Below are 21151 nucleotides of genomic sequence, written 5' to 3'. Positions count from 1 at the left end.
TCCGGGGGGCCCGCCCCCCCGCCCCCGCCCACCCGGGCGCCCCCTGTTGGGCTTATTCGCGTGTGGTGGTCGTTATAACGACCACAACTCTGCTAGATCCGCTAGTCGGAGCCGCGATTCAGTGGTGCGGGCCCGGCCCGTTAGAAGCCGGAACCGCGCCGGGGCCCGCCGCGCGGCCCTCGGCCACGCCGACGCGGCCACGCAGGACCGCACCGCCGGACTCGGCGCACCCGCGCCGGCCTGCCCCGCCCATGACCGGGCACCACTCCCGACAGCCGTCGAGCTCCTGCCCACCGCCTGGAGCGTTAAGAAGGGCACCGTCCACAACGCATAGCGATGTGAAGGTGCCCTTCCTTTCGTTCGTCAGGCGGTTGCGGGTTCTTGGGCGGGTTCGGCGGCCGGGGTGGTGGCGGTGGTGCGGCCCGGGACGAGGACCGCGCCGAGGGCCCACGGGATCCAGACGACCTCGGTCAGCACGCGCAGCAGGGCGGGGGAGACCGGCAGCCAGGGGATCATGATCAGCCCGTGGTCGATCGCGCCGAGCACCGCGAACGCGGCCACGATCAGCGTGGTCGTGCCCAGCTTGCGGGCGCGGGTGGTGCGCAGGGCCAGGCCGAGCAGGGCGAAGCCGGTGCCGTGCAGGGCGAGGCCGATCGGGTGCAGGACGCTGCCCATCTCGACGGTGCCGAAGACGCCGACGGTCAGGCCGCCGACCGTCAGCAGCAGCCCGAGCAGCGCGCGCTTGGAGTCGCGCAGGCGGCGGTAGTAGAGACCGATCGCCAGCAGGCCGAGCACGACCGCGCCGCCGAACGCCCACTTCACCTCGATGCGCGCCAGCCCGGAGGCGGCGTACTCGCCGTACCAGTCGCAGTCCGAGGGCAGGTGCTGCCGTCCGCCGTCGTAGCCGGCGCAGGCGTACATCTTCAAAGTTCCTGCGGGCTCGCCGAAGTAGCGGTGGGAGCCGATGGCCGGCAGGTCGTCGTCGCCGCAGGCGGGCACGGTACGGATGTTCGTGGCGGACATGTCCGTCCAGCAGCTGCCGACACCCTGCCCGTCCCACCAGAAGTTCAGCCCGTTCGGCTTGGCCTCGCCCTGCTCGCTGACCCCCATGACGTTGTCGAGGTAGCGGTTGTGGTGCGAGGTGTCGAACTGCTGCGCGAACTCGGTGTCGTTGCGCACGAAGCCGGGCACGAAGCTGGTCACGAACCCGGAGTACCGGTTGCCGTAGATGTGGTTGCCGCGCCAGATGTTGTAGTTGCCGCCGGGGTTGACCACGCCCGCGCCGACCGGCAGGCCGACCGCCGGGCAGACGACGCCCTGCTCGTACCCGCGCTCGGCGAAGGGCTTCTTGCAGGTGCCGTCGACGATGTGCCGGTAGTAGTCGGTGTTGTTGTTCGCGATGACGTTGTTCTCGAACTTCGAGTGGTTCTGCGGCATGCCCGGGTGGTCGGGGAAGGCGCTGTCGGTGGCGATGCCCGCGGTGTTCTCGGTGAAGACGCTGTCGTGCACCCATACCGAGTCGCCGGCGGTGCCGGAGTAGCCCAGCGTGTTGTGGTGGCCGTAGCAGCGCTGGATCTCGACGGCGTAGCGCGGCACGTCGTGGCCCCGGTCCTTGTTGATGTTCGAGGCGGCGCCCGGGTAGAAGGCCGAGTCGCCGTTGCCGTAGCCCTCGCAGTCGGTGTAGAGGCCGTGGTCGACGGCGAAGGTGAGGAAGGCGTACTCGTCGTTCCAGCGGCCCATGGTCCGGTCGACGACGAAGCCGTCGGTCTCCATGATGTAGAAGGCGTTGAACTGCGCCCGCTGCGCGGACATGTTGCGGAAGTAGACGCCGTCGGCGTTGTCGGCCCGGATCGCGTTGAGTTTCTTGTACTGCGCGTCGACGAGCACATCCTCCGGCTTCGCGCCGGTGCCTTCGAGCTGGAGGTTCTTCTTGCCCAGGATGGCCACGAGGTTGGCCAGGTGCGGGCAGGCGAGCTGCTGGTCCCAGGTGAGCACGGGGTAGCCGTAGATGCGGCCGCGTACCGCGCCGTTCTCCATGGCGGCGCACTCGGGGCTGGCCGGCGCGATGCTCGGCTCCTCCAGGTACACCCCGGGCAGGATCTTGATGTTCGTGCCGGGCAGGTGGGCGGCGTCCACAGCCTGCTGGATGTGGCGGTAGCCGTCCTTCTGGCACTGCGTCCACAGCTGCTCGTTCGCGGCCTTGAGGTCGGCCGGGTAGCCGGCGACGCGGGCGGCGAAGTCGGCCGGGTCGGTCTTGCAGACGAGCAGGGTGGGCCCGGTGGTGCGGTAGGTGGGCACGCTGCCGGTGCCGTCCAGCTCGCGGGTGGGCCGTTCCTCGTGGGCGGACGCCGCGCCGGCCGGACCGAGTATGGCGATCGCCGCCACGGCGACGATGCCGAGCAGACGTGTGTATGCCTTCATGGCGGCGGAGCCTAGAGAAGGTTTCACGTTCTCGCCAGACCCCGCGACGCGACACGCTGCCGTTCATCTGTCCGGGTGGCGAGCCTGGTGCAAACATGAAAAGTTCTCTAAACTCCGCGCGACGGGAATCACACCTGGCCCTAGGGACCCCCCATGAGCGAGCGCAGCGAGCGAATCTGCAGGCTCAGCGAACATGCCGTCGACGAGCGAAGCGAGGAGAAGGCATGACCGAGCCGGCCACGCTCACCACGGCTGACCCCGCAACGCCCCCGCCCGCCCCGTTCGCCGAGCCGGAACGCCCGGTCACCGGCCGGTGGATCAGCCTGTTCGCGCTGGCCTGGCTGGGCATCTGGATGGCTCAGCTGACCCCCGTGCAGCTGCTGCTGCCGATCCAGGTCGAGGCGCAGCTCAAGTCCGCGGACTGGGTGGACAACGTGGTGGCGTTCGGTGTGGTGTCGGGCATCGCGGGCGCGTTCGCGCTGATCGCGTACCCCCTGACCGGTGCCCTGTCGGACCGCACGGTGTCGCGCTTCGGCCGCCGCCGCCCCTGGATCGTCTTCGGCGCCATGCTGTTCGCGGCCTCGCTGGTGGTGCTCGGCCGGCAGGACGGCATCGTCGGCATCGGCGTCTGGTGGACGCTGACCCTGGTCGGCTTCTGCGTGCTCACCGCGGCGCTCACCGCCACCATCTCCGACCAGGTTCCGGTGGGACAGCGCGGCTACATCTCCGGCTGGATCTCCGCCCCGCAGGCGATCGGCACCATCCTCGGCATCGTGCTGGTCACCGAGTTGGCGCTGAGCCAGTTCATCGGCTACTCGCTGATGGCTGGGCTGCTCGTGCTGCTGGTGCTGCCGTTCGTGCTCGGCGCGCCCGACGAGGTGCTGCCGCGCGCGGCCCGGCCGCCGTTCAGCTTCCGTGACCTGGCCGCCGGGTTCTGGATCAGCCCGCGGCGTTACCCCGACTTCGGCTGGACGCTGCTCAGCCGCATCCTGGTCAACGTCGGCAACGCGCTGGGCACCACGCTGCTGCTCTACTTCTTGATGTACCACGTGAAGGTGGAGAAGGCCGAGGACGAGCTGCTCGTCCTCACGCTGATCTACATGCTGTTCGTGGTGCTGGCCGCGCTGTTCCTCGGCCGGCTGTCCGACCGTTTCGGACGGCGCAAGGTCTTCGTTCTCGTCTCGTCGGGCTTGCAGGGCGTCGCGGCCGTGCTGCTGGCGTTCTTCCCGAACCTGACCGTGGCCACCGTCGGCGCGGGCCTGCTAGGCCTGGGCTACGGCTGCTTCCTGTCGGTGGACCAGGCGCTGGCCACCCAGGTGCTGCCGGACCCGGCGGCGCGCGGCAAGGATCTCGGCATCATGAACATCGCCACCGCGGTGCCGCAGGCGGTGGCCCCGCTGCTCGGCGCTTTCGTCGTCGCGCAGTGGGGCGGTTTCGGGACGCTGTACCTGGCGTCCGGGGTGATCTCGGTGCTCGGTGCGCTCGCCGTGCTGCCGGTGAAGGGAGTGCGCTGATGACGCTGGCGCTGCAGGTGTCGGCCCCGTCCACGGCCCGGCCGTGGGAGGACGCCGACACGTACTGGTCGGCCATGAACGCGGCGACCGCGGCGCTGGATCCGGTGTTCGGCGCGGTGAACCTGGCCGCGCTGTCGTACAACGCGCACGACCTGGCCCGCCGCGCGAACGGTGTGCCGATCCGCGTCGCCAGCAAGTCGGTGCGCTGCCGGGGTGTGCTCGACGCGGTGCTGGCGATGCCGGGTTACCGCGGGGTGCTGGCGTACACGCTGGCCGAGGCGCTGTGGCTGGCCGAGACGATCGACGACGTGGTGGTCGGCTACCCGACCGCCGACCGTGCCGCCGTCGCGGCGCTGGCCGCCTCGTCCGAACTGGCCGCCCGGGTCACCATCATGATCGATTCGGTGGACCACCTGGACCTGGTGGACGCCGTGGTCGCCCCGGGCGCGCGGCCGGACATCCGAGTCGCCATCGAACTGGACTCGTCGTACAAGTCGCGGCTGCTCGGGCACATCGGGGTGTGGCGCTCGCCGGTGCACCGCGCCGAGCAGGCCCGCGCGCTGGCCGAGGCCGTCGTCGCCCGGCGCGGCTTCCGGCTGGTCGGCATGATGGGGTACGAGGCCCAGGTCGCCGGGCTCGGCAACGCCCCCAAGGGCAGCCCGCTGCGGGGCGCGATGGTGCGCGCGTTGCAGCGTTCCTCGATGGCCGAACTGGTCGAGCGCCGCGCGGCGGCCGTCGCGGCCGTGTCCGAGCTGGCCCCGCTGGAGTTCGTCAACGGCGGCGGCACCGGCAGCCTGGAGGCCACCGGCGCGGACCGCTCGGTGACCGAGGTCGCCGCCGGTTCGGGGCTGTTCGGCCCGCACCTGTTCGACAACTACGCCCACTTCACCCCGGCTCCCGCCGCCGCGTTCGCGCTGCCGGTGGTGCGGCGTCCCGCCCCGGACCGGGTGACCCTGCTCGGCGGCGGCTGGATCGCCTCCGGGCCGCCCGGCCTGGACCGGCTCCCGCAGGTGGTCTGGCCCGCTGGGCTGACGATGGTGCCTCGCGAGATGGCCGGTGAGGTGCAGACCCCGGTGGTGGGCGAGCCCGCGACCCGGCTGCGCCTGGGCGACCGGGTGTGGCTGCGGCACACCAAGGCGGGCGAGCTGTCCGAGCACGTCAACGAGCTTCACCTGATCGACGCGGACACGGTCGCCGGGGCCCTGCCCACGTACCGTGGCGAAGGAAAGGCCTTTCTATGAGCAGCACCGTGTGGCGCAACTGGAGCCGGATCGAGAGTGTGACCCCGGCGCGGGTGGCGTATCCCGGCAGCCCCGACGAGGTGGTGCAGGCCATCGCCGCCGCGCGCGCCGACGGGCTGCGGGTCAAGCCGATCGGCGCGGGCCACAGCTTCACCGGCATCGCCGTGGCTCCCGGCGTGCAGCTCGACCTGCGTAACCTGCAGGGCGTGCTCGCCGTCGACGAGCAGCGCCACCGCGTGAAGCTCGCCGCGGGCACGCACCTCTACCGGTTGCCGGAGCTGCTGAAGCCGTACGGGCTGGCGCTGCAGAACATGGGCGACATCGACGCGCAGACCATCGCGGGTGCGACCTCGACCGGCACGCACGGCACCGGGCACGCGTTCGGCGGCCTGGCCACGCAGATCGTCGCGGTCACCCTCGCCACCGCCGACGGCGGCACCATGGAAATCTCCGAGAACAGCAACCCGGAGCTGCTCGACGCGGCCCGCCTCGGGCTGGGCGCGCTCGGGGTGCTGCTCGACATCACCGTGCAGTGCGTGCCCGCGTTCCAGCTGCAGGCGGTCGAGAAGCCGGAACCGCTGGCCGAGGTGCTGGCCCAGTGGGAGCAGCGGGGGACGGGCGCGGACCACTTCGAGTTCTACTGGTTCCCGCACACGCAGACCGCCCTCACCAAGACCAACACCCGGCTGCCGATGGACGCCCCGCGCCAGCCGCTCGGTGGCTTCCAGCGCTGGCTCGACGACGACCTGATGTCCAACACGGTCTTCAACTGGGTCTGCCACCTGGGCAAGGCCGTGCCCGCGCTGACCCCACCGATCAACCGGCTGGCCCAGCGGCTCACCAACAACCGCGAGTTCACCGACGTGTCCACCTCGGTGTTCACCACCAAGCGCGAGGTGCGCTTCCGGGAGATGGAGTATGCCCTGCCGCGTGAGGAGGTGCCGGACGTGCTGCGCGCGCTGGACCGCCTGATCACGCAGAACGGCTGGCGCATCTCGTTCCCGGTCGAGGTGCGCGTCGCCGCGCCCGACGACATCTGGCTGTCCACCGCGCACGGCCGCGAGACCGGATACGTGGCGATCCACCGGTTCTTCAAGGAGGATCCGCACACCTACTTCCGCCTCGCCGAGCAGATCTTCCGCGCGCACGGCGGCCGGCCGCACTGGGGCAAGATGCACTACCAGGACGCGAGCACACTCGCGCCGACGTACCCCCGGTTCGGCGACTTCCTCGCCGTGCGCGACAAGCTCGACCCCGAGCGCGTCTTCGCCAACGACTACCTGGATCGGGTGCTGGGCGCGTGATCGATCCGGCGATTCCGAAGGACTTCCAGCTGGGCGTGGCCACGGCGGCGTACCAGATCGAGGGCGCGGTGGCCGAGGGCGGGCGCGGGGTGTCGGTCTGGGACACGTTCTGCGGCCGGCCGGACCGGGTGCTCGGCGGCGACACCGGGGCGGTCGCCTGCGACCACTACCACCGTTACGAGCAAGACCTTGATCTGGTACGCGAACTCGGCGCGGACGCGTACCGCTTCTCCATCGCGTGGCCGCGCATCCAGCCCGACGGTTTCGGACCGGCCAACCCGGACGGTCTGGCGTTCTACGACCGGCTCGTCGACGCGATGCTGGCCCGCGGCATCGAGCCGGTGGCCACCCTGTTCCACTGGGACACCCCGCAGGCCCTGGAGGACGCGGGCGGTTGGCTGTCGCGCGACACCGCGGAGCGCTTCGGCGAGTACGCCGCCCTGATGGGGGCGCGCCTGGGCGACCGGGTCGGCAAGTGGATCACCATTAACGAGCCGCACTCGGTGACCCTGGCCGGCTACGCCACCGGCGCGCACGCCCCGGGCCACGCCCTGCTGTTCGACGCCCTGCCCGCGGCGCACCACCAGCTGCTCGGCCACGGACTGGCCGTGCAGGCGCTGCGCGCGGCGAACGTGGCCGGGCAGATCGGCATCACCAACGTGCACACCCCCGTGGTGCCCGCCTCGGACCGCCCCGAGGACCAGCTCGCCGCCGCCCTGTACGACCTCATCGCGAACCGGGTCTTCGAGGACCCGGTGCTGCTCGGCCGCTATCCGCAGGCCCCGGAGCCGTTCGCGGAGCTGTTCGGCGCGTTCGGCGACGTGCCGGCCGGGGACCTCAAGGTGATCAGCTCACCGCTGGACTTCTACGGCGTCAACTACTACTACCCGTCCCGGGTGGGCATGGCCGACCCGGCCGCGGCCACCGACCACACGCCCGAGGGCGACTTCGCCCGGGTCGGCGAGCTGCCGTTCGCCTTCGCCGAGATCGAAGGCGTGCCGCGGACCGGGTTCGGCTGGCCGGTCAGCCCCGCCGGGCTCGGCGACACCCTCGACGAACTGTCCGAACGCTACGGTGACCGGCTGCCGCCGGTGTACATCACCGAGGGCGGGGCCAGCTTCCCCGACGAGGTCGCCCCGGACGGCTCGGTGCCCGACCCGCGACGCGTCGACTACCTGCGCGAGCACCTCGCGGTGGCGCTGCGCAAGCGGGCGGACGGGCTCGACCTGCGCGGCTACTTCGTCTGGAGCCTGCTCGACAACTTCGAGTGGGCGGCCGGCTACAGCCAGCGCTTCGGGCTGGTGCACGTCGACTACCCGACGCAGCGGCGTACGCCCAAGGAGTCCTTCCGCTGGCTCGCGCGGCGGCTGCGCGAGCGCGGCTAGTCCTCGGACCTGTCCTGCTTGCGCAGCTCCTCCTCGCGGCGGCGCAGGTCCATCTCCCACTTGCTCAGCAGCTCGCGGTCGGCGGCCGCGGTCTCCCGCTGCTCCTTGGCGAGCTTGCGCAGGAACTCCGGGTCGTCGTCGGGGGCCAGTGCCCGGCCCGGCCGCTGGGACTCCGGGAAGCCGCTGCCCTGCCGCCACACCTGCGGATTCGGCGTGCGCTCCTTGCCCACCACGAACCACGCGATCGCCCCGATCGGGGAGAACAGCAGGATGATGAGCACCCAGCCCCAGCGCGGCAGCGCGTTCAGGCGGTGCTCCTCGGCGGACAGGCAGCTGATCAGCGCGGCCACCGTCAGCACGATCTCGGCGAGGAAGATGAACATCCACAGGCGTCCCACGGCGTAGAGCGTAGACCTCACCAGAGGATGAGTAGTACCCCCAACAGACCCATCAGCACACAGCAGAGCGTGACCGCCGCGACCGCTCGCGCCAGTCCGACCGGCTCCGGCCGGGCCATCGCCCGGATCCGCCGCTGCGCCACCAGCAGCAACGCCAGCCAGCACAGCAGCCCCAGGGCGAGTCCGAGCGCACCGACGTCGTCGAGCCCGCGTTCGAAGGCCAGCCGGAACAGCAGCAGCGCGCATGCCGTGCCCGACAGCACGGTGCGCCGCCACGCGAGCCGGGTCCGCTCCGGCTGCGCGCCGTGGTCGGCGGGGGTGCTCACCGGCTGCGGTAGAGGTCGACGAAGACCTCGACCAGCAGGGCGAGCGACCCCAGCGCGACCACGATCGCGAGCACGGCAGGGAATCGCGACGGGGGCAGCGGCCGGTTGTTGCGCATCGCGATCTCGCAGCGGATCCAGTGGTCGACGGCGCGCAGCGCGCAGCCCACGCCGAGCAGGATGAGCGCCACGCCGAGGATCTTCGTCATGTGCGGCACGGCCATCGGCGGCAGGAACTGGGCCACCACCAGCCCGCCACCGATCATGGCGAGGCCGGTGCGGATCCAGGCGAGGAAGGTGCGCTCGTTGGCCAGGGAGAAGCGGTAGTCGGGAGTCTGCCCTGTTTCGTGAACTTCGCGCGGATCAAACCAGTTGCGCACCCTAGCCAGCACCTTCCTAGTATCAAGGCGATGACTTCTGAACTTGATACCGACGCCCTGCTGAGGGCGTACGACGAGCAGCTGCGCACCGAGATCCCCGACCCCCTGCCCGCCGGCATGGTCGTCGAGTGGGACGGCCCGGTGGTCCGGATGAGCGGCCTCGACCGCGGCGGATTCGTCACCTATCGCGACGTCTCCCAGCTGAGCGGCCCCGAACTCGACGCGCTCATCGCGCGCCAGCGTGACTACTTCGCCGCCCGCGGCGAGGAGGTCGAGTGGAAGTTGCGCGGCCACGACCTGCCCGCCGACCTGCCGGATCGCCTGGTGGCGGCCGGGTTCGTGCCCGACGAGCTGGAGACGGTGATCATCGGGCTGGCCGAGCCGCTGGCGTCGCCCCCGGTCCTGCCCGAGGGCGTGACGCTGCGCGAGGTGACCTCGCGGGCCGACCTGGAGCGGATCGGGGCGATGGAGGAGGCGGTCTGGAAGGAGGACCGCAGCCACCTGGTCTTCGGGCTGGAGAAGGAGCTGGCCGCGGACCCGCGAGGGCTGACCATCGTGGTCGCCGAGGCCGGCGGCGAGGTGGTCTGCGCGGGCTGGATCCGGTACGAGAAGGGCACCGAGTTCGCCGGGCTGTGGGGCGGGTCGACGCTCGAGCAGTGGCGGGGGCGCGGCATCTACAAGGCGATGGTGGCGCACCGGGCGATCCGGGCGGTGGAGCGCGGGTTCAAGTACCTGCAGGTGGACGCGTCGGCGGACAGCCGGCCGATCCTGGAGCGGCTGGGCATGGTCGCGGTGACCACCACTACGCCGTACATCTGGCGGCCGTCCGCCGGGTGACGGTTCGTCCGCCGCGTGCTTTGCATTGACGTTGGCCTATTACATCGACTTTTCGGCACTCGGAGTCGATGTGATAGGCCAACGTCGATGGCGAACTGGGCGGCCCGCGGCGCGGCCGGCGGTCAGGTGTGGGCCGGGTGCCAGAGGTCGCGGATCGTGTCGCGGACGCAGTCGCCGCGTAGGCGGCCACAGGTGCACAGGTGTTCGTCGGGCTCAGGCTGCCGGTGATGCTCCGCCTCGGGCGGCAGGCCCGGATCCGTGGTGGGGCGGCCCGGCAGGGGTGCGGTTTGCGTGCTCATGTCATGACACCTCCTGCTAGGCGTGACTCTACGGGATGGGCATCGTGGCGGGGTGACGTCTGTCACTATTGGCGGCCGTCCTGGCGGGTAGGTGGGCGGGGGTCATAAATTACTCGTCAGTAACCTGCTTTGCGAATGGGCTCGTCCCGGCGATCCGCCTGAACGGCCGGATCGTCGAGGACTCCCACTCGCGCCGGGTCGGTAAAAGTGGCAACGTCCACAGCCGGTCTAGCTTGACCCGTGACGTGTCAGGAGACAGGCTCGCGGCGAGGGCATGAACGTCCGTTCAACTCAGGAGGGTCGTCAGAGCGCGATGAAGATCGTCGTACTTGTCAAGCAGGTGCCGGACTCCGGCGCCGAGCGCAATCTGCGCGCGGACGACAACACCGTCGACCGTGCCTCGGCCAACAACGTCATCAACGAGATGGACGAGTACGCCATCGAGGAGGCGCTGCGGCTGCAGGAGGCGCACGGCGGTGAGGTGACCGTGCTGACCATGGGGCCGGACCGGGCCACCGAGTCGATCCGCAAGGCGCTGTCCATGGGCCCCGACGCGGCCGTGCACGTGCTCGACGACGCCCTCGCCGGCACCGACGCGCTGGGCACCAGCAAGGTGCTCGCCGCCGCGATCAGCGAGCTGGCCCCCGACCTGGTCATCTCGGGTGCGGAGTCGACCGACGCCCGCGGCCAGGTCATGCCGCACATGCTGGCCGAGCGGCTGGGCTTCGCGGCGCTGACCGGCGCGCGCAAGCTCACCGTCGAGGGCTCGCGGCTGACCGTCGAGCGCCAGACCGAGGAGGGGTACGAGGTCGTCACGGCCGCCACCCCCGCGATCGTGAGCGTGTGGGACACCATCAACGAGCCGCGTTATCCGTCCTTCAAGGGCATCATGGCGGCCAAGAAGAAGCCGGTGGCCACCAAGTCGCTGGCCGACCTCGGTGTCGCCGCGGACCAGGTGGGCTGGGCGGGCGCCGCCACCACCGTGCTGTCGCACAGCAAGCGCCCGGCGCGCAGCGCCGGCCAGAAGGTCGCCGACTCCGGTGAGGGCGGCGTCGCGCTGGTCGATTTCCTGTCCTCCGAGAAGTTCGTCTGAGAGGCCCGACAATGGCTGAGGTTCTGGTAGTCGTCGAGTCCTCCGGCGGCACGGTCAAGAAGGTCACGCTGGAGATGCTGACCCTGGCGCGCTCGCTCGGCGAGCCCGCCGCGGTGGTGCTGGGCGCGCCCGGCACGGCCGCTCCGCTCGTCGACAAGCTCGGCGAGTACGGCGCGACGAAGGTCTACGCGGCCGAGAGCGCCGAGATCGACGAGCACCTGGTCGCCCCCAAGGCCACCGCGCTCGCGCAGCTGGTCAAGGCCGTCTCCCCGGCGGCCGTGCTGATCGGCTCCACCCAGGAGGGCAAGGAGATCGCGGGCCGGCTCGCGGTCAAGCTGGACAACGGCGTGCTCACCGACGTGGTCGAGCTGGCCGCAGACGGCACCGCCACCCAGGTCGCCTTCGCGGGCTCGACCATCGTCAAGTCCAAGGTCACCAAGGGCCTGCCGCTGGTCACCGTGCGGCCGAACTCGCTCACGCCCAGCCCCGCCGCGGCCTCGCCGTCGGTGGAGCAGGTCGAGGTGGCGCTGGCCGACACCGACAAGCTGGCCGTGGTCAGCAAGCGCGTCGCCGAGGCCAAGGGCGCCCGCCCGGAGCTGACCGAAGCGTCGATCGTCGTCTCCGGTGGCCGCGGTGTCGCGTCGGCGGAGAACTTCAAGATCATCGAGGAGCTGGCCGACCTGCTCGGCGCGGCCGTCGGCGCGTCGCGCGCGGCGACCGACTCCGGCTTCTACCCGCACGCCTACCAGGTCGGGCAGACCGGCAAGACCGTGTCGCCGCAGCTCTACGTCGCGGTCGGCATCTCCGGCGCGATCCAGCACCGGGCCGGCATGCAGACCTCGAAGACCATCGTCGCGGTGAACAAGGACACCGAGGCACCGATCTTCGAGCTGGCCGACTTCGGCGTCGTGGGCGACCTCAACCAGGTCGTGCCGCAGGCGTCCGAGGAGATCCGCAAGCGCCGCTGACGGCGTACGCAACATCGAAGGGCCCCGCGGTCACCGGCCGCCGGGCCCTTCGCCGTGTCATGGCTGGTGACAGGCTCGCAGGGCCGTCGCGCCCGCCGGCCGGGGGTGACCGGCGGGCCATGCCCGGCACACTCCTGGGATACGGGTAAGCACCCTTACGGCTAGGCTTGGCGGCGAGATGGCCTACCTTGATCATGCGGCGACCACGCCGATGCTGCCTGAGGCGCTGGACGCCTACGTCGCGACCGCGCGTGAGGTCGGCAACGCCTCGTCGTTGCACGGCCCGGGCCGTGCTGCCCGCCGCCTGGTCGAGGAGTCGCGCGAGCGCATCGCGGCGGTGCTGGGCGCGCGTCCGTCCGAAGTGATCTTCACCGGTGGTGGCACCGAGAGCGACAACCTCGCCGTCAAGGGCGTCTACTGGGCCCGCCGCCCGCAGGGGCGCACCAAGGTCCTGGCCGGCGCGGTCGAGCACCACGCGGTGCTGGACGCGGTGCACTGGCTCGGCGAGCACGAGGGCGCCGAGGTGGTCTCGCTGCCGGTCGACCACGAGGGCCGGGTGCGGCCGGAGGTGCTGGCCGAAGCCCTGGACGACACGGTCGCGCTGGTCACCGTCATGTGGGCCAACAACGAGGTCGGCACGGTCCAGCCGATCGCCGAACTGGCCGCGCTCGCGGCCGCGCACGGTGTGCCGCTGCACACCGACGCGGTGCAGGCCGTCGGCCAGGTGCCGGTGGACTACGCCGCGAGCGGCGTCGCCGCGCTCACCCTCACCGGGCACAAGCTGGGCGGCCCGCTCGGCGTCGGCGCGCTGATGCTGGGCCGCGACGTCGCCTGCACCCCGCTGCTGCACGGTGGTGGCCAGGAACGCGACGTGCGCTCCGGCACGCTGGACGTGCCCGGCATCGTCGCCTTCGCCTGCGCCGTCGAGCACGCCGTCAAGCACCAGGAGCAGCACGCGCAACGGCTCGCCGCGCTGCGCGACGAGCTGATCGAGCGGGTGCGCGCCGTCGTCCCCGACGCGATCCTCAACGGCGCCCCGGCCGACGAGCCCGGTGCCCGGCTGCCCGGCAACGCGCACTTCAGCTTCCCCGGCTGCGAGGGCGACGCCCTCCTGCTGCTGCTCGACGCCCAGGACATCGCCGTCTCCACCGGCTCGGCCTGCTCCGCCGGCGTCGCCCAGCCCTCGCACGTGCTCCTCCAGATGGGCGCCGACCCCCTGTCCGCGCGCTCCTCCCTGCGCTTCACCCTCGGCCACACCACCACCCGCGCCGACCTCGACGCTCTCATCACAGCCCTGCCCGCGGCAGTCGACCGCGCCCGCCGCGCCGGCATGTCCCGCTGACCGCACCCCCACTTCCGCCCGGCCGCCCGACCCCGCCGCGTCGATCATGAACTTACGGACGTGTCGGACGGCGTGTCCCTACCCCTGTGCCGTGATGACCGAGGAAGCCTGATCGATCACGGCACCAGGGTTGTGACACGCCGACGAGCACGTCCTTAAGTTCATGATCAACGGGGCCGGGCGGCGGAGGGCGGGGGAGGGTGGTGGGGCGGGTAGGCTGTCGGGGTGCGTGTGTTGGCGGCTATGTCTGGTGGGGTGGATTCGGCGGTGGCGGCTGCCCGGGCCGTGGCGGCCGGGCACGATGTCACCGGGGTGCATCTGGCGCTGTCGAAGAACGCGGCGACACATCGGACCGGGGCGCGGGGGTGCTGCACCAAGGAGGACGCGCACGACGCGCGTCGGGCGGCGGATGTGCTCGGGATCCCCTTCTACGTGTGGGACATGGCCGAGCGGTTCCACGAGGACGTGATCGAGGACTTCGTCGCGGAGTACGCGGCGGGGCGCACCCCGAACCCCTGTCTGCGCTGCAACGAGAAGATCAAGTTCGCGGCGGTGCTGGACCGCGCGCTGGCCCTGGGCTTCGACGCGGTGGTCACCGGCCACCACGCGCGGCTGGGCGCCGACGGCCTGCTGCGCCGCAGCGTCGACCTCGCCAAGGACCAGTCGTACGTGCTGGCGGTGCTCAACCGGGAGCAGCTCGACCGCTCGATGTTCCCGCTCGGCGACTCGACCAAGGAGCAGGTGCGCGCCGAGGCGCACGCCCGTGGCCTGGCCGTGGCCGACAAGCCCGACTCGCACGACATCTGCTTCATCGCCGACGGCGACACGCAGGGCTTCCTGCGCAAGCACCTGGGCAGCGAGCCGGGCGACATCGTCGACGCCGGCACCGGCGAGGTGCTGGGCAAGCACGACGGCGCGTTCGCGTACACGGTGGGCCAGCGCAAGGGGCTGGCACTGGGCCGGCCCGCGCCGGACGGCCGCCCGCGCTACGTGCTGTCGATCACGCCGGTCACCAACACGGTCACCGTCGGCCCCGCCGAGGCGCTGGAGGTCTCGCAGGTCGACGGCGCGCGTACGGTCTGGACCGCGGGCGAGGCGCCGGTCGGCCCAATCGAGTGCGAGGTGCAGCTGCGGGCGCACGGCCGCCCGGCGCCCGCCGTCGTGGAACTCGACGGGGCGGCGATGAGCGTGCGGCTGCGCCGCGCTGAGCGCGGCATCGCGGCAGGTCAGGCCGTCGTGGCCTACCGGCCGGACCCGGCCGGTGACATCGTGCTCGGCAGCGCCACCATCACCACCGCGGCATGAGCGAGCGCGGCCGTTGCGCGTCGCGCGGCCACCAGGGCACCGTTCCCGCCGGTCACCCGGCCACGCTGCGGCACGGTGACCGGCGCGGCACCATGGCGCGCACCGCTGTCCGTTCCCGCACCGCGAGGTGCCACCCGCAAGGCGAGCAGAACGAGGCCTCAGCATGAGCACGCCGGACGAGATCGCGGACAAGCCTGCCGAGCCGCTGTGGCCCGCCGGGTCAGCGACGGGCATCGGCTCGCTGCCGGGCGCCGACATCGCCGAGGCGGTCAAATTCACCCTCGGTGAGCTGCCGGACCTGCCGTACCTGCCGGAGCTGCCCGCCCGCGGCCCTGGTGCGGACATGATCGGGCGGAGCGCCGGGCTGCTGGTCGAGCTGCCGGTGGAGATCTACGCGGGCCGGTGGCGGGTCGCGGCGAGTCCGGGCCGGGAGCTTCGCCGGGCGTACGACCTGCGCGAGCGCGACCTGGACCAGCTCACCGAGCAGGCCGACGGGTTCACCGGGACGCTGAAGGTGCAGTCGGCCGGGCCGTGGACGCTGGCCGCCAACATCGAGCTGGCCCTGGGCGAGGCGCTCGTCTCCGACCACGGTGCCGCTCGTGACCTGGCGGAATCGCTCGCCGAAGGGCTCAAGGCGCACGTCGCCGACGTTCAGCGGCGGGTGCCCGGTGCGCGGGTGCTGCTCCAGCTCGACGAGCCGTCGCTGCCCGCGGTGCTGGCCGGGCGGGTACGCACCGCCAGCACTCTGCACACGTACCGCTCGGTGGCCCCGTCGACCGTCCGGGACACGCTCGCCTCGGTGATCGCCGCGGCCGGGGTGCCGGTGATCGTGCACTGCTGCGCGCCGGACACGCCGCTGGCGCTGCTGCGGGAGGCCGGGGCGGCCGCGCTCGCGCTGGACCTGGACCTGGTCGGCACGGGCGCGGAGAAGCTCGACGCGGTGGGCGAGATGATCGACGCCGGGCTCGGCCTGTTCGCGGGCGTGGCACGCACGACGCCCCCGGGCAACGGCACGCGCCCGAACGGCGCGGCACTGGCCGAGCGGGTCAGGCGACTCTGGCGGGATCTCGGTTTCGCCGACGACCTGCTGGCGCGGCAGGTGGTGGTGACGCCGTCGTGCGGCCTGGCCAGGGCGACGCCCGCCTACGCCCAGGCGGTGCTGAAGGCCTGCCGCGAAGCCGGTAGGCGGCTGGTCGAGCAGTGACGGCGCAATGCCCGCGGCACCGGACCGGCCACCAAGAGCGGTAGCCGTCACGCAGCGCTGACTGCCTGCGCCGCCGCCGTCGGGGGACGACCAGGTCAGGCCGTCTCCGCGGGGACGCGGTGCCGTAGCAGGCCGAAGACGCGGGTGAGCGCGGCGGGGTCGCCGGTGGTGGTGAGCGCGCCGGACGCGACGGCCTCGGCGGGGTCGAGCGTTCCCCGGGTCAGCGCGTCGAAGGTGGCCAGGTCGCAGGTCACGACGAGGTCGGCGGGGACCGGGGCGGGGCCGGATCTGGTGTGCACGCCGTTATCGGCGCGGACGTGGAAGACCTCGTCGCCCACCTGGAACTGGTAGGTCGCGGGCGGTCCGGCGGCAACATCCGGGGGGCAGTGCTCGGCCAGGTAGAGCGCGATCAGTTCGGCCCGCGCGGTGCCCGGGTCGACCTCGTCGTCGAGCGGCAGTTCCGAACCCCAGGTGGCGAGCTCGATCAGCAGCGGGCGCAGCCGCTCGCCGTAGGCGGTCAGCTCGTAGGCGCGCACGTCCGGGGCGGCCGGCAGCGCGCGACGAACCACGACCCCGCTGCGCTCCAGCAGCTGGAGCCGCTCCGCCAGGCGGTTGGTGCCCATCGCGGGCAGCAGGGCCAGGAGTTCCTTGAACCGCCTCGGGCCGAGCAGCAGCTCGCGCACGATGAGAAGGGTCCATCGTTCACCGAGCACGTCGAGCGAGCGCGCGATCGGGCACACCTGGCCGTACATACGCTTGGACATGAATCGAGCATACCTATCGCATGGCTCGCGCTATATGATTCGTATCTCAGGGTAGTCGCTATACATTTCGTATAGTGTCGCTGGTGAAGCCCGACCCACCAGGAGGCGAACATGAAGATCAATGGTTCCGTAGCACTCGTGACCGGCGCCAACCGCGGCCTCGGCAAGGCGTTCACCGAGGCGCTGCTCGCCCGCGGCGCGGCGAAGGTGTACGCCACCGCCCGCGACGCCGCGTCGATCACCGACCCGCGGGTCGTCCCGCTCCAGCTCGACGTCACCGACCCCGGCTCGGTGGCGGCAGCCGCCAAGCAGGCCGGCGACGTACAGCTCCTGATCAACAACGCGGGCATCGCGACCGGCGCGGGCATCCTCGACAGCGACGAGGAGCTGCGCCGGGAGATGGAGACCAACTACTACGGCCCGGTGCGCGTGTCCCGCGAGTTCGCACCGATCCTCGCCGCCAACGGCGGCGGCGCGGTCGTCAACGTGCTCTCCGCGCTGTCCTGGCTGGCGCTGCCGAACACCGCGGGCTACTCGGCATCGAAGTCCGCCGCCTGGGCCGCGACCAACGCGCTGCGGCTGGCGCTGCACGGGCAGGGCACCCTGGTGACCGGGGTGCACATCGGCTACATCGACACCGACATGGCGGCGCACGTCGACGGCCCGAAGATCGCGGCCGCGGACGTCGTGGCGCAGGTCCTCGACGGGGTCGAGGCCGGCCAGCCCGAGGTGCTCGCCGACGACGTGGCTCGGCAGGTCAAGTCCGGCCTGTCCGGTGACCTGCGGCAGCTGTACCCGGCGGTCGCCTGAGACCCCGGGGCCGGGCGGCCGCCGGGCCGGGCCGCCCGTCCCGTCCAAGATCTTCGGACTTGCCTGGCAGTCGTGCGTATCTTGAGTGCGCTTTCGCCCAGGTGCCAGGCAGGTCGAGTGATCATGTGGCGCGGGAGTGGCAGGATGCCGCAGGTGACGGTCATCGACGCGGCCAGCGGGTCGCTCTTCGGGTTGGCGTATGGCGACGCGCTGGGCAAGCCGACCGAGTTCCGCAAGTACGCCCAGATCGTGGCGGAGCACGGGCCGGGCGGGCCGCGTGAGCTGCCCGAACCCGCGCTCGTCACGGACGACACGCAGATGGCGCTCGCGGTGGCCTGGGCGTTGCGCGACGCCGCCGAGCCGACCGCAGCGGAACTCGAACCTCTGCTGCGCGAGCGTTTCCTGGCCTGGGCGAAGAGCCCGGAGAACAACCGCGCTCCTGGCATGACCTGCTTGAACGCCTGCGCGAACCTGTCGGCGGGGCTGCGCTGGCAGGAGGCGACCGTGGCCGGTTCGAAGGGCTGCGGGGCGAACATGCGGGTCACCCCGGTCGGCCTGATCGCCGGGTATGACCTGGACACCCTGGCCGGGGTAGCGCAGTTGCAGGCGGGCCTGACCCACGGGCACCCGACCGGGCTCGCCGCGGCCGAGCTGACCGCGCTGGCGGTACGGCTGCTGCGCGACGGCCTCGACCTGGCCGACGTGCCCGGCGCGCTGCGGGACCGCTGCGCCGACCAGCGCACCGTGTACCGCGAGGACTGGCTCGGCGACCTGTGGCAGCGGCCGGGGGTGCTGACGCCCGGAGAGTTCGTCGCGCGCGGCTGGGACGAGTGCGCCGACGCGCTGGACGTGCTGCTTGCGGCGCTGGCCAGGCCGGACTCCGGCGGGGACGTGTGCTGCGAGACCGGCGAGGGCTGGATCGCCGAGGAGGCGCTGGCCACGGCGCTGCTCGCGGCCCTGCGCCACGCGGACGACCCGGTGGCCGCGCTCGGGCGAGCTGCCGCGACCAGCGGCGACTCCGACTCGATCGCCTGCCTGGCGGGCGCGTTCCACGGCGCGGCGGCGGGCATGGCGATCTGGCCGGCGGCCTGGGCCGAGCGCATCGAGTACGCCGACCAGCTCGCCGCCCTCGGCGCGGCCTGGGACTGAGGTCATGATCTGTTTTCGTGGACGCCCGGTGCTGCTGGAGCGGCGTCCAGCGTCCACGAAAACAGATCATGGCTGGTCCGCAGGGCGGGGTCCGCGGTGTCGGGGGCGGCGGATACCGTGCACGGGTGACCAGTGAGGTAACCGACAAGGTCCGGACGCGGTACGCCGAGCTCGTGGCCAAGATCAATGACGCGCAGCACCGCTACTACGTCGACGACGCGCCGACGCTGTCGGATGCCGCCTACGACGAGCTCATGCACGAGCTGGAGGCGCTGGAGCTGGAGCACCCCGAGCTGGTCTCGCAGGACTCGCCGACGCAGCGGGTCGGGGCCGGGGAGTGGGCCGGCTTCGCCAGCGTCGACCACGCCGAGCGCATGCTCAGCCTCGACAACGCGTTCAACGACGACCAGCTCGCGGCCTGGGCGGTCCGGGTCGAGAAGGACGCGGGCGCGCCGGTGCGCTACCTGTGCGAGCTGAAGATCGACGGCCTCGCGGTCAACCTCACCTACGAGAAGGGCCGGCTGACCCGGGGCGCGACCCGCGGCGACGGGCGCACCGGCGAGGACGTGACCGCCAACGTGCGCCGCATCGCGGGCATCCCGCACAAGCTGGCCGGCGACAACCCGCCCGACCTGGTCGAGGTCCGCGGCGAGATCTACTTCCCGGCGCAGGCCTTCGCCGACCTCAACGCGGCCCAGCTCGCGGCGGGCGAGAAAACCTACGTGAACCCGCGCAACGCCGCCTCCGGCTCGCTGCGGCAGAAGGACCCGGCGATCACCGCCAAGCGCGCCCTGCACCTGATCGTGCACGGCATCGGCGCCCGCACCGGCTTCGAGCCGACCAGCCAGTCCGACGCGTACGCGCAGCTCAAGGCGTGGGGCCTGCCGACCAGCGAGCGCTGGCGGGTGGTCGACACGCTCGACGAGGTGAAGGCGTACATCGCCGACTACGCCGCACACCGGCACGACCTCGAACACGACATCGACGGCGTGGTGGTCAAGGTCGACGACGTCGCCGAGCAGACCAAGCTCGGGGCGACCAGCCGCGCGCCGCGCTGGGCGATCGCGTTCAAGTACCCGCCGGAGGAGGTCAACACCAAGCTGCTCGGCATCGAGGTGAACGTCGGCCGCACCGGCCGGGTCACGCCGTACGCGGTGCTGGAGCCGGTGTTCGTCGGCGGCGTGACCGTCGCCAGCGCGACCCTGCACAACCAGCAGGAGGTGGTGCGCAAGGGCGTGCTGATCGGCGACACCGTGGTGCTCCGGCGCGCGGGCGACGTGATCCCGGAGGTGCTCGGCCCGGTGGAGGCGCTGCGCGACGGCAGCGAGCACGCCTGGACCATGCCGTCGACCTGCCCGTCCTGCGGCACCAAGCTCGCCCCGGCCAAGGAGGCCGACGTCGACCTGCGCTGCCCGAACACCCGCTACTGCAAGGCGCAGCTGTCCGAGCGCATCATCTACATCGGCAGCCGGGACGGCTTCGACATCGAGGGTATGGGTGCGAAGGCCGCGCTGGCGCTGGTCAACGACGGAGTGCTGGCCGACGAGGGCGACCTGTTCAGCCTCGACGAGGCGCGGCTGGCGAAGTCGCCGTTCTTCCTGAAGAAGGACGGCACGCTGTCCACGAACGCGGGCAAGCTGCTGGCCAACCTGGAACTGGCCAAGACCAAGGAACTGTTCCGGGTGCTGACCTCGCTGTCCATCCGGCACACCGGCCCGACCGCGGCCCGCGCGCTGGCCGACCACTTCAACTCCCTCGACGCGATCGCGTCCGCCTCGTTGGAGCAGATGTCGGTGGTCGAGGACGTCGGCGGCACCATCGCCGAGGCGGTCCGGGAGTGGTTCGCCGAGGACTGGCACCGCGAGGTGGTCGAGAAGTGGCGCGCCGCGGGCGTGCTCATGGAGCAGGAGCCGGTCGCCGACACCGGGCCCAAGCCGCTGGACGGGCTGACCGTCGTGGTCACCGGCACCCTGGAGAACCACACCCGCGACGGGGCCGCCGACGCGCTGACCGCGCTCGGGGCGAAGGTGGCCGGTTCGGTGTCGAAGAAGACCAGCTTCGTGGTCGTCGGCGAGAACGCCGGGTCCAAGCTGGACAAGGCCCGCTCGCTGGGCGTGCCGACCCTCGACGAGGCGGGCTTCGCGGTGCTGCTGGAGCAGGGCCCGGAGGCGGCGAAGGCGTACGCGGACGCGAACCGCGAAAGCGAGTAGCGCTCGGCGTAGTGGCGGATGGAGATATACGCAAGGTCGTATGGGTCTTACGTGGAGTGACGGAGGAAAGGGTCAAACAATCACATCTTCGTCACACGCGAACGCGCAGAGTGGTCTGGGGCGTTTTCGGGCTTAGAGTGAAGTGACCAGCCGCGATCGGCGGGCGGCGCGGTCGCGCGTCAATCGGCCTCGGGAAGGTGTCCA

The 21151-nt window shown here is 71.7% G+C and carries 19 protein-coding genes; 13 read left to right on the top strand and 6 right to left on the bottom strand.

From position 1 onward, the window contains the following. Positions 1–363: 363 nt before the first annotated feature. Positions 364–2421 carry a hypothetical protein gene (locus tag AB0B66_RS00805; protein WP_360520739.1) on the bottom strand — a complete coding sequence of 686 codons (2058 nt, stop codon included), beginning with the start codon at positions 2419–2421 and terminating at the stop codon, positions 364–366. 224 nt (positions 2422–2645) lie between these two features. Here AB0B66_RS00805 and AB0B66_RS00800 point away from each other — a divergent pair, with 224 nt between their 5' ends. From AB0B66_RS00800 to AB0B66_RS00785, 4 genes are all read left to right on the top strand, one after another. Beyond that, complete coding sequence (locus AB0B66_RS00800; RefSeq protein ID WP_360520736.1) at positions 2646–3935, top strand: MFS transporter; 1290 nt, start codon at positions 2646–2648, stop codon at positions 3933–3935. A 74-nt stretch (positions 3936–4009) separates the two neighbouring features. Next, a complete protein-coding gene (locus AB0B66_RS00795; RefSeq protein ID WP_360521718.1) occupies positions 4010–5176 on the top strand; it encodes an alanine racemase in 1167 nt (388 codons plus the stop codon). After that, a complete protein-coding gene (locus AB0B66_RS00790) occupies positions 5173–6480 on the top strand; it encodes a D-arabinono-1,4-lactone oxidase (RefSeq protein ID WP_360520733.1) in 1308 nt (435 codons plus the stop codon). The genes AB0B66_RS00795 and AB0B66_RS00790 overlap by 4 nt, the downstream gene beginning before the upstream one ends. After that, positions 6477–7865 (top strand): GH1 family beta-glucosidase, encoded by a 1389-nt coding sequence (locus AB0B66_RS00785; protein ID WP_360520730.1) that lies wholly within the window; start codon positions 6477–6479, stop codon positions 7863–7865. Before AB0B66_RS00790 ends, AB0B66_RS00785 begins: the two co-directional genes overlap by 4 nt. On the opposite strand, the gene AB0B66_RS00780 is transcribed toward AB0B66_RS00785, so the two are convergent. From AB0B66_RS00780 to AB0B66_RS00770, 3 genes are read right to left on the bottom strand one after another with little or no spacing between them, the layout of a single operon-like run. Beyond that, positions 7862–8263: a PLD nuclease N-terminal domain-containing protein gene (locus AB0B66_RS00780; protein WP_360520727.1), complete on the bottom strand. Its 402-nt coding sequence runs from the start codon at positions 8261–8263 to the stop codon at positions 7862–7864. The genes AB0B66_RS00785 and AB0B66_RS00780 overlap by 4 nt on opposite strands. A gap of 17 nt (positions 8264–8280) precedes the next feature. Next, complete coding sequence (locus AB0B66_RS00775; RefSeq protein ID WP_360520724.1) at positions 8281–8589, bottom strand: DUF202 domain-containing protein; 309 nt, start codon at positions 8587–8589, stop codon at positions 8281–8283. Next, a complete protein-coding gene (locus AB0B66_RS00770) occupies positions 8586–8978 on the bottom strand; it encodes a DUF202 domain-containing protein (protein WP_360520721.1) in 393 nt (130 codons plus the stop codon). Before AB0B66_RS00770 ends, AB0B66_RS00775 begins: the two co-directional genes overlap by 4 nt. Before the next feature lie 18 nt (positions 8979–8996). Here AB0B66_RS00770 and AB0B66_RS00765 point away from each other — a divergent pair, with 18 nt between their 5' ends. Further along, a complete protein-coding gene (locus AB0B66_RS00765; protein ID WP_360520718.1) occupies positions 8997–9803 on the top strand; it encodes a GNAT family N-acetyltransferase in 807 nt (268 codons plus the stop codon). A gap of 122 nt (positions 9804–9925) precedes the next feature. Here the strand turns inward: AB0B66_RS00765 and AB0B66_RS00760 are convergent, their stop codons facing one another. Further along, a complete protein-coding gene (locus AB0B66_RS00760) occupies positions 9926–10102 on the bottom strand; it encodes a hypothetical protein (protein WP_360520715.1) in 177 nt (58 codons plus the stop codon). A gap of 313 nt (positions 10103–10415) precedes the next feature. Here AB0B66_RS00760 and AB0B66_RS00755 point away from each other — a divergent pair, with 313 nt between their 5' ends. The 5 genes from AB0B66_RS00755 to AB0B66_RS00735 all read left to right on the top strand — a co-directional run bounded on the left by AB0B66_RS00755 (position 10416) and on the right by AB0B66_RS00735 (position 16014). Continuing rightward, complete coding sequence (locus AB0B66_RS00755; protein WP_360521714.1) at positions 10416–11195, top strand: electron transfer flavoprotein subunit beta/FixA family protein; 780 nt, start codon at positions 10416–10418, stop codon at positions 11193–11195. Between the two features lie 11 nt (positions 11196–11206). After that, on the top strand, positions 11207–12163 hold the full coding sequence (locus AB0B66_RS00750; protein WP_360520712.1) for an electron transfer flavoprotein subunit alpha/FixB family protein: 957 nt from the start codon (positions 11207–11209) through the stop codon (positions 12161–12163). Positions 12164–12341: 178 nt separating this feature from the next. Further along, on the top strand, positions 12342–13505 hold the full coding sequence (locus AB0B66_RS00745) for a cysteine desulfurase family protein (RefSeq protein WP_360520709.1): 1164 nt from the start codon (positions 12342–12344) through the stop codon (positions 13503–13505). Positions 13506–13730: 225 nt separating this feature from the next. After that, positions 13731–14810 carry a tRNA 2-thiouridine(34) synthase MnmA gene (gene mnmA, locus AB0B66_RS00740; RefSeq protein WP_360520706.1) on the top strand — a complete coding sequence of 360 codons (1080 nt, stop codon included), beginning with the start codon at positions 13731–13733 and terminating at the stop codon, positions 14808–14810. Positions 14811–14991: 181 nt separating this feature from the next. Then, complete coding sequence (locus AB0B66_RS00735) at positions 14992–16014, top strand: methionine synthase (protein ID WP_360521711.1); 1023 nt, start codon at positions 14992–14994, stop codon at positions 16012–16014. A gap of 95 nt (positions 16015–16109) precedes the next feature. On the opposite strand, the gene AB0B66_RS00730 is transcribed toward AB0B66_RS00735, so the two are convergent. Next, positions 16110–16778 (bottom strand): winged helix-turn-helix transcriptional regulator, encoded by a 669-nt coding sequence (locus AB0B66_RS00730; RefSeq protein WP_360520703.1) that lies wholly within the window; start codon positions 16776–16778, stop codon positions 16110–16112. Between the two features lie 111 nt (positions 16779–16889). Here AB0B66_RS00730 and AB0B66_RS00725 point away from each other — a divergent pair, with 111 nt between their 5' ends. The 3 genes from AB0B66_RS00725 (at position 16890) to ligA (ending at position 20947) form a co-directional block, all read left to right on the top strand. Further along, the gene (locus tag AB0B66_RS00725) at positions 16890–17588 is read left to right on the top strand and encodes an SDR family oxidoreductase (protein WP_360520701.1); all 699 of its coding nucleotides are present in this window, start codon (positions 16890–16892) and stop codon (positions 17586–17588) included. 144 nt (positions 17589–17732) lie between these two features. Further along, complete coding sequence (locus AB0B66_RS00720) at positions 17733–18737, top strand: ADP-ribosylglycohydrolase family protein (protein WP_360520698.1); 1005 nt, start codon at positions 17733–17735, stop codon at positions 18735–18737. A gap of 125 nt (positions 18738–18862) precedes the next feature. Further along, a complete protein-coding gene (gene ligA / locus AB0B66_RS00715; RefSeq protein ID WP_360520695.1) occupies positions 18863–20947 on the top strand; it encodes an NAD-dependent DNA ligase LigA in 2085 nt (694 codons plus the stop codon). Positions 20948–21151: the final 204 nt, after the last annotated feature.

This window comes from Catellatospora sp. NPDC049111, from assembly GCF_040648615.1.
Taxonomy (GTDB): Bacteria; Actinomycetota; Actinomycetes; order Mycobacteriales; family Micromonosporaceae; genus Catellatospora; species Catellatospora aurea.
Note: the sequence above shows the minus strand (reverse complement) of the source record. Positions and strands in the feature narration are given on the sequence as shown.